The 7413-nt window shown below is 64.7% G+C and carries 9 protein-coding genes; 6 read left to right on the top strand and 3 right to left on the bottom strand.

From position 1 onward, the window contains the following. The coding region (lpxK, locus tag EN994_RS11345; protein ID WP_245466009.1) for a tetraacyldisaccharide 4'-kinase at positions 1–949 on the top strand (949 nt) is incomplete at its 5' end. Here lpxK and EN994_RS11340 read toward each other — a convergent pair. Further along, positions 946–1179 carry a DUF2093 domain-containing protein gene (locus tag EN994_RS11340; RefSeq protein ID WP_013532341.1) on the bottom strand — a complete coding sequence of 78 codons (234 nt, stop codon included), beginning with the start codon at positions 1177–1179 and terminating at the stop codon, positions 946–948. The genes lpxK and EN994_RS11340 overlap by 4 nt on opposite strands. A 77-nt stretch (positions 1180–1256) precedes the next feature. Here EN994_RS11340 and EN994_RS11335 point away from each other — a divergent pair, with 77 nt between their 5' ends. After that, positions 1257–1892: a hypothetical protein gene (locus EN994_RS11335; RefSeq protein ID WP_244514290.1), complete on the top strand. Its 636-nt coding sequence runs from the start codon at positions 1257–1259 to the stop codon at positions 1890–1892. A gap of 39 nt (positions 1893–1931) precedes the next feature. Here the strand turns inward: EN994_RS11335 and EN994_RS11330 are convergent, their stop codons facing one another. Next, positions 1932–2858 (bottom strand): LysR family transcriptional regulator, encoded by a 927-nt coding sequence (locus EN994_RS11330; RefSeq protein ID WP_013532339.1) that lies wholly within the window; start codon positions 2856–2858, stop codon positions 1932–1934. 92 nt (positions 2859–2950) lie between these two features. On the opposite strand from EN994_RS11330, the gene EN994_RS11325 reads away from it, so the two are divergent. The 4 genes from EN994_RS11325 to EN994_RS11310 all read left to right on the top strand — a co-directional run bounded on the left by EN994_RS11325 (position 2951) and on the right by EN994_RS11310 (position 5474). Beyond that, complete coding sequence (locus EN994_RS11325) at positions 2951–3844, top strand: DMT family transporter (RefSeq protein WP_013532338.1); 894 nt, start codon at positions 2951–2953, stop codon at positions 3842–3844. Between the two features lie 84 nt (positions 3845–3928). Next, positions 3929–4804: an alpha/beta hydrolase gene (locus EN994_RS11320; RefSeq protein WP_063167728.1), complete on the top strand. Its 876-nt coding sequence runs from the start codon at positions 3929–3931 to the stop codon at positions 4802–4804. A 57-nt stretch (positions 4805–4861) separates the two neighbouring features. Further along, positions 4862–5188 carry a hypothetical protein gene (locus EN994_RS11315; protein ID WP_024504825.1) on the top strand — a complete coding sequence of 109 codons (327 nt, stop codon included), beginning with the start codon at positions 4862–4864 and terminating at the stop codon, positions 5186–5188. A gap of 10 nt (positions 5189–5198) precedes the next feature. Beyond that, the gene (locus EN994_RS11310) at positions 5199–5474 is read left to right on the top strand and encodes a hypothetical protein (RefSeq protein ID WP_063167729.1); all 276 of its coding nucleotides are present in this window, start codon (positions 5199–5201) and stop codon (positions 5472–5474) included. 48 nt (positions 5475–5522) lie between these two features. On the opposite strand, the gene mutL is transcribed toward EN994_RS11310, so the two are convergent. Continuing rightward, positions 5523–7397, bottom strand: a complete 1875-nt coding sequence (gene mutL, locus EN994_RS11305; protein ID WP_063167730.1) for a DNA mismatch repair endonuclease MutL — start codon at positions 7395–7397, stop codon at positions 5523–5525. Between the last annotated feature and the right edge of the window lie 16 nt (positions 7398–7413).

Genomic DNA, 7413 nt, shown 5'->3' with positions numbered 1-7413 from the left:
CTATGCGGCTGCCGCCGGCCGCGGCATGCGGCGGGCCAAGCGTGAGAAGATCGAAGCACCTGTTCTGTGCATCGGCAATTTCACGGTTGGCGGCACCGGCAAGACACCGGTGGCCATCGCGCTCGCCAAGCAGGCCAAGCGCATGCATCTCAAACCAGGCTTCCTGTCGCGCGGCCATGGCGGCTCCTTCGCCGAGCCGCACGTGGTCGATATCGACCACGACAGCGCCCGGCATGTCGGCGACGAACCGCTGCTGCTCGCCGAACACGCGCCGGTGGCGGTGACGCCGAACCGCGCCGCCGGCGCCCGGCTGCTGCTGGAACGGAATGGCTGCGATTTCCTGATCATGGACGATGGCTTCCAGAGCGCCCGCATCCACATCGACTATGCGCTGGTCGTGGTCGATGCGCGCTACGGGATCGGCAACGGCCGCGTCATTCCGGGGGGGCCGCTCAGGGCCAAAATCGTCGACCAGCTGGTTTTCACCAGCGGGTTGTTGAAAATGGGCGAGGGCACTGCCGCCGACAGCGTGGTCCGCCAGGCGGCACGCGCCGGCCGGGCGATCTTCGAGGCCCATACAGAGCCAAGCGGCAAGGCAGGGCTTGCCGGCAAGCGGTTCCTCGCCTTCGCCGGTATCGGCCATCCCGAGAAATTCTTCGACACGGTGCGCGAGGCCGGCGGCGAACTGGCATTGACGCGGCCGTTTCCGGACCATCATTTCTATGCGGAGGACGAACTTGCCGAGCTGGCGGCGACCGCACGCACTGAGGGGCTGGTGCTCATCACCACCGCCAAGGACGCCGCCCGGCTGCGCCACGGCGCGTCACAGGACTTTCTCGACCGGCTCGAGGTGCTGGAGATCGACACGGTCTTCGAACTCGATCACGTTCCCGAGCGCATCATCGACGAGACGCTCGATGCCTGGCGCCAGCGCAAGCTGAAGGGTTAACTGCGCTTACGCAGCTCCGGATGCATCTCGATTTCACGGCGCAGCGAGGCGGTGGCGCTGATATAGGGCTCTTGCCTTGCGACGCTCCAGTACTTCAACTCGTCGAGCGGAATGCTTTCGCCTGTCACCGCGCAGCGCACGAACGCGCCGGGGCTGGTAACCTGGAAGTCGCCATCCAGGTAGCGGATGCGGGCTTCCTTGCCGCCGGGGCCTTCGAAACGGTTCATCATGCGGGGACGCCAGGGTTCATGAGAATTTCATCGCCATAAATTCCCGGCGAGGTCAAGCATGAGACAAGCCTGAGACAATGCTGAACGCTTATTGTGAAGCGGAAAAATGTAGTTGGTGGGCCGCAATGGACGTTTCCTCCACTCGTCTTCCCGCCCTGCTTAGGGAAGTGATGACGCCGCAAGCCGTGCCCTCGGGGCAGGCTGATCCAGTGATGACGGCACTGGTCAAGGCGCTGGTCCAACCGCCGGCGCCGTCTCTGCTCGCGCAGCAGACAGCGCCGGCGCTGTTGATTTTGCCGGCGGCGCCGATGGCCGTCAAATCGCAGCAGATCGCATCCGCCGGCATCGTCGATGCCTATCTTGCCCAGCTTGAGACGGGCGAAGAGGCGGCGTTGGCAACAGTCGTGGCGAGAAAGGCAAAACCCGAAGCCGAAACGCTGCGAGCCTTCTTGCCGCCTTCGACAACCGCCAATGACAATGCCTCCGCCAGGGTTGCGGGGCTGTCATTGCTGTCGCTTATCCCGCCGCAGGCTCCAGTCCCGCGCAACGCTGCCGCCCTGGGTACGCCGGCGGGCAGGCACAGGCCGGCCAATCAATCCCATGGTGCGGTGCCGCACCCTGAGCAGTTGCTGGTGAAAATTGGCTTTGTTTCGATAATGGCCGGTTTGCTGGGAGCGGTGATCCTTGGGTTCGTTTTGTTGTTGCTTCGCTGAGCTTCGAATCGGCCGGTTTTCCATATAGGTCCGGAAGGCCTATCGCTCGGCTTCGATAAACGCCTCGATCTTGTCCTGGGCCAGCCCGGCCTCTGCCGCGATGCGGCGGGCGAGGTCGGCGGCGGCGGCACGCGGCCGCCCCATCGGCCGGTCGAGCCAGTAGGATACCGGGTTGAGGGCTGTGCGCTCATCGACGGGAGTGATGCGGCCCGATTGTAATTGATGTCCGGTCAGCGGCGGGCGGGCCAGCGCGATGCCCAGCCCATAGGCGGCGGCGTCGAGCACCAGATTGTAGTCCTCGAAGCGGCGGTCCTGCGGGCGCGGGCGGTAATCCATGCCTTGCGCGGCAAACCAGGCGCGCCAGGCCGACGCGTCGGAATCGTTGATCAGCGGATATTTGAGCAGCCGGGCAGGGTCGCCCCGGCCGATCTCGCGGGCAAGCTCGGGTGACGCGACAGGGAAGACATGTTCCTCGAAAAGTTGCACCGAGATGCGGCCCGGAATGCCGCCGCGTCCACAACGGATCGAGAGGTCGATGCCTTCATCGGCAAGGTCGGCCTGGCGGATGTCGACATCGAGCACGATGCGCAGCTTCGAGGGATTGTTTTCCAGAGCCGCCATGCGCGGCATCAGCCACAGTCCGCTGACCGAGGGAATCGAGGTCAGCCGCACCACCGCCGTGCCACGCGGCTCGACCCAGCGGTCGGAATGGGTCGATATCAGCGCAAAGGCTTCCGCCGTGCGCAGATGCAGCCTGTTGCCTTCGATCGTCAGCGAGACGCCGCGCGCACCACGGTCGAAGACTTTCAATCCCAGCCAGTCCTCGAGCTTGGCGATCTGCCGGCTGACGGCGCCATGGGTGATATTGAGCTTTTCGGCGGCCGCTGAAAAGCTGCCTGTCCGCGCCGCCGCATCGAAGGCGCGCAGCGTTTCGAGCGGCACCATTGTGTCCGAGCTGTGATCCATAGTCACAGGTGATCCTCGATTTCGTCGTTTGTCAACCGGGGTGAAAAGGCGTTTTCTGCCTTTCAGGACCGAAGAAATACGAGGGCGGTGAGATGAGCGAGATAACGGGCACGTTGAATTCGACACAGCGAATGGACACCACGGCAGCCATCGCTGTGGCGCTGACGGTGGTCGGCTGGGCCTCCGCCTTTCCCGCTATCCGAGCCGGTCTCGCCGCCTTCGGCCCACTGGAACTGGGTGCGTTGCGCTTTGCCATCGCCGCTGTGCCGGCGGCGATCTTCCTGGCCGTCAAGCGCCCGGCGCTGCCAAGGCTCGACGAAGCGTGGCGCCTGGTCTTTGGCGGCGCCATCTTCGTCGCGCTCTACACCGTCATGCTCAATTTCGGCGAACTGACCGTCTCGGCCGGTGCCGCCGGCTTCATCATCAATGTCAGCCCGATCTTCACCGCCATCATGGCGATGGCATTGCTGGGCGAGCGCTTCTCAGGCGTGGCCTGGATCGGTACGGTGATTTCCTTCGCCGGCATAGGCATCATCGCCATGGCCGATGGGCATGGCCTGTCGTTCAACACCGGTGCTCTGTTGGTGCTTGGTTCGGCCTTGTGCTCGGCCGTCAACACCATCGTCCAGAAGCCGCTGTTTGCCCGCCATCATCCATTGACCATTTCGGCTTCGAACATGGTGCTCGGCGCACTGTGCCTGGCCCCCTTCCTGCCGTCGGCCTTTTCGCAGGCGGCGGTCGCCGACACAGCAGGCCTCGGCGCCGTCATCTTTCTCGGCATCGTGCCCAGCCTCATCGCCTATGCCGCCTGGGCGACCGCGCTGTCGCGTCTGCCGGCGGCACGTGCCTCCAACTTCCTCTATCTGGTCTCGCCGATGTCCGCGCTGATCGGCTTCTTCTGGCTGGGCGAAGTTCCCACTCTGCTCGGCATAATCGGCGGCGCGCTGGCGCTGGGCGGTGTCATCGTGGTGAATTTGAAGAGATGAATATTGCCGACCGTCCGCTTCCCCCATTCGGAACGATCCCTCGATCAAACGCGTTTAGCCGAGGTTTGTTCGACGGAGGTCCGAATGCCGGGTGCAACGACGCACCGACGCATGCAACTGGATGATCTATCCATTTTTTATCGCGAGGCAGGGCCGTTAGAAGCACCTGTCTTGCTCTTGCCGCACGGCTATCCCTGCTCTTCGTTCCAATTCCGCCGACTGATGCCGGCGCTCGCCGACCGCTGGCGGACGATTGCATTCGACTGGCCTGGCTTCGGATACAGCGGCACACCCGATCCGGCCACCTTCGGCTATGATTTCGACGCCTATTGCGACGTGCTTTCCAAGCTTGCCGATAAATTCGGTCTCCAACGCTACGCCTTGTGGCTGCATGATTATGGCTCGCAGATAGGACTCCGGCATGCGATCTCACACCCGGAGCGGATCAGCGCCCTGATCATCCAGAACGGCGACATCTACGAGGATGTGCTTGGACCCAAATACGCCACGATCAAGGCCTGGTGGACCGACAAGACGCCCGGCAAGCACCGTCCGCTCGAGGCCGCGGTAAGTGAGGATGGGTTTCGGGCCGAGTTCATCGGGGAAGTGGCTGACGACGTCGCCATGCGCGTGCCGCCCGATCTCTGGAATCTTCACTGGCCACTGATGAACACGCCGGTTCGTCGGCAGATCGCCGTCGGTCTGATGGAGAAGCTGGAAGCCAATCTCACCTGGTTTCCGCGCTACCAGGCTTATTTGCGTGAACACCATCCGCCCACGTTGATCGTTTGGGGGCCAGAGGATGGCTATATGCCCGCGGCGTCGGCAAGGGCCTATCATCGCGATCTGCCCGATGCGGAACTGCATCTGATCGAAGGGGCGGGTCATTGGCTGCTCGAGACACATTTCGACGACGCGCTGGCGCTGGTCCGCGATTTCCTGGCTCGTGTTCACGGCTGATCACAGCCGGCGTCCGCTATGCCCAGTTTGCTGTCCGCCTGACTGAAGGAGAACCTCATGCCGACCACACCGACCATCGCGCGCATCTGGCGCGGTCGCACCCGCCGCGACATCGCCGACGCCTATGAGCCATACCTGCGTGCCGAGGGTATTCCGCCCCTCGAGAAGACGGCGCTTGGCGTCCAATTGCTGCGCGAGGACCGTGATGCCGAGACGTGGTTCACAACCATCTCCTATTGGGCCGACATGCAAGCGATGACCGCCTTTACCAAAGGCGAACCGACCAAAGTCCATCATCTGGACCGCGATGCCGAGTTCCTGATCGAGCTGCCGGAGCGGATCGAAATCCATCGGATACTTGTCGATCGTCGGGGACTGCGCTGAGCGCCCATCGGTGGTTCGCAACCTCTTCTTCTTCGCGGTGATGTCGCTGATCTGGGTGCTGACCTGGGCCGCGATCAAGCTCGGTCTCAATGACGCGCCTCCGCTCCTGCTGGCGGCTGCACGCTATTTGCTGACCGCTTTGGCGGCAGGAGCCTGGCTCTTCGGCGAGGCGGTCGGCTGGGCTGAAATCACCGGTGCGATCCTCCTGCTGGCGGCGGCTGCGATCGCGCTACTCAGGCCGCTGGGCGAAAATCGCGGGCGACCACATTGTCGGCCGGCCTCCTGACCTGCCGACCTCGAGCGGCGAAGCGATAGGCCCGCAATCCGTCCGCAGCTATCGCCGTCCGAAAAGCCGTTCGATATCCGCTAGCTTGAGTTCGATATAAGTGGGGCGGCCGTGGTTGCAGGTGCCGGAGCCGGGCGTCGCCTCCATCTGCCGCAGCAGCGCGTTCATCTCCTCGGCCTTGAGCAGGCGGCCGGAGCGCACAGAGCCGTGGCACGCCATGGTCGCGGCTATCTTGTCCAGCCGCTCCTTCAGCGTGTCGACCGTGTCGTTGTCGGCGATCTCGTCGGCGAGGTCGCGCACCAATTGCTGGACATTGGCCTCGCCCAGCATCGACGGCGTCTCGCGCACCGCGACAGCGCCGGGGCCAAAGCGCTCGATGCCGAGACCGAAGCGGGCCAGCGTTTCCGAATGCAGCGCAAGCCGCTCGGCATCCTCTTCCGGCAGGTCGATGATTTCGGGCAGAAGTAGCATCTGCGAGGGCACCGGGCGCGAATGCAGCGCATTCTTCAGCGCCTCGTAGACCAGCCGTTCATGCGCCGCATGCTGGTCGACGATGATGAGCGAATCCCTGGTCTGGGCGACGATGTAGTTCTCATGCACCTGGGCGCGCGCCGCGCCCAGCACCGCGCCGAGCAACGTCTCGGCCGCTTCATCCTGCCCTGCGCGTGCATCGGCGCTGGCAAGCGGACCGGCATCGAAAGCCGCTTGCTCGCTTTCTCGCAAGCCGCGCTGCTCGAAGCCCGCACCATCGAAACCCATATCGAGCGGCCGCTGCGGCGATCGGGCAGGATCGAAGCCGGACGGACCCGACGCGCGGTAGGCCGCGTCGTAGCTGCGGTGGCCGTTTGCCGGTCCGCCGTGGCCGTAGGATGCGGCCCCTGGCCGGAACGCCGCCATCATGCCGGCGGCACCCGTGGTGGCGGCGCGGACGCCGGCATCGGCCAGTGCCTGTCGGATGGCCCCGACGATCAATCCGCGCACAAGGCCGGGATCGCGGAAGCGCACATCGGCCTTGGCTGGATGGACGTTGACGTCGACGATGGCCGGATCGAGCGTCAGGAACAGCACCGTCACCGCATGGCGGTCGCGCGGCAGGACGTCGGCATAGGCGCCGCGTATGGCGCCGGCGATCAGCTTGTCGCGCACCGGGCGGCCGTTCACATAGGCATATTGCTGCAGCGCGTTGGCGCGGGTGAAGGACGGGATCGACGCGTGGCCGGTCAGATGCACGCCATCGCGCATCGCGTCGAGGGCAATCGAATTGTCGGGAAAATCGGTGCCCATCACCTGGGCGACACGACGCAGGCTGCCTTCCGCGCTGTCGTCCGCCGCCGGCAATTCCAGTGTCGAGCGGTCCGAGCCGGCCAGCGTGAAGCGCACGGCGGGGAAGGCGATGGCGATGCGCTTGACCACATCGCTGGTGGCCGAGCTTTCGGCGCGCTCGCCCTTCATGAACTTCAATCGGGCCGGCGTTGCGAAGAACAGGTCGCGCACCTCGACCGTGGTGCCGCGATTGGCCGCCGCCGGCCTGACAGGCAGGACGCGGCCACCCTCGATGCCGATCTCGGCGGCGCTGCCGCTTGCTGCCGTGCGCGAGCGGATCGAAAGTCGCGACACCGAGCCGATCGACGGCAGCGCTTCGCCGCGGAAGCCCAGCGAGCGAATGTCGTTGATATCCTCGGTGAGCTTGGAGGTGCAGTGACGTGCGATCGCCAGCGCCAGCTCCCGTTCGGGAATGCCGGAGCCGTCATCGGTGACGCGGATCAGGTTCAGCCCGCCGCCCGATGTGACGATCTCGACGCGCGAAGCACCGGCATCGAGCGCATTCTCGACCAGTTCCTTGACCACGCTCGCCGGACGCTCGATGACTTCGCCGGCGGCGATCTGGTTGATCATCGTTTCGGAAAGCTGGCGGATGGGCATGGCGGCACTATAGGCG

Source organism: Mesorhizobium sp. M7A.F.Ca.CA.002.09.1.1 (assembly GCF_003998555.1).
Taxonomy (GTDB): domain Bacteria; phylum Pseudomonadota; class Alphaproteobacteria; order Rhizobiales; family Rhizobiaceae; genus Mesorhizobium; species Mesorhizobium ciceri.
This window is presented reverse-complemented; position numbering and strand designations above follow the sequence as displayed.

Coding starts and splice junctions, on each gene's coding strand:
- EN994_RS11340 (WP_013532341.1), bottom strand. CDS start 1,179: ATGATGAACCGTTTCGAAGGCCCCGGCGGCAAGGAAGCCCGCATCCGC.
- EN994_RS11335 (WP_244514290.1), top strand. CDS start 1,257: ATGCTGAACGCTTATTGTGAAGCGGAAAAATGTAGTTGGTGGGCCGCA.
- EN994_RS11330 (WP_013532339.1), bottom strand. CDS start 2,858: ATGGATCACAGCTCGGACACAATGGTGCCGCTCGAAACGCTGCGCGCC.
- EN994_RS11325 (WP_013532338.1), top strand. CDS start 2,951: ATGAGCGAGATAACGGGCACGTTGAATTCGACACAGCGAATGGACACC.
- EN994_RS11320 (WP_063167728.1), top strand. CDS start 3,929: ATGCCGGGTGCAACGACGCACCGACGCATGCAACTGGATGATCTATCC.
- EN994_RS11315 (WP_024504825.1), top strand. CDS start 4,862: ATGCCGACCACACCGACCATCGCGCGCATCTGGCGCGGTCGCACCCGC.
- mutL (WP_063167730.1), bottom strand. CDS start 7,397: ATGCCCATCCGCCAGCTTTCCGAAACGATGATCAACCAGATCGCCGCC.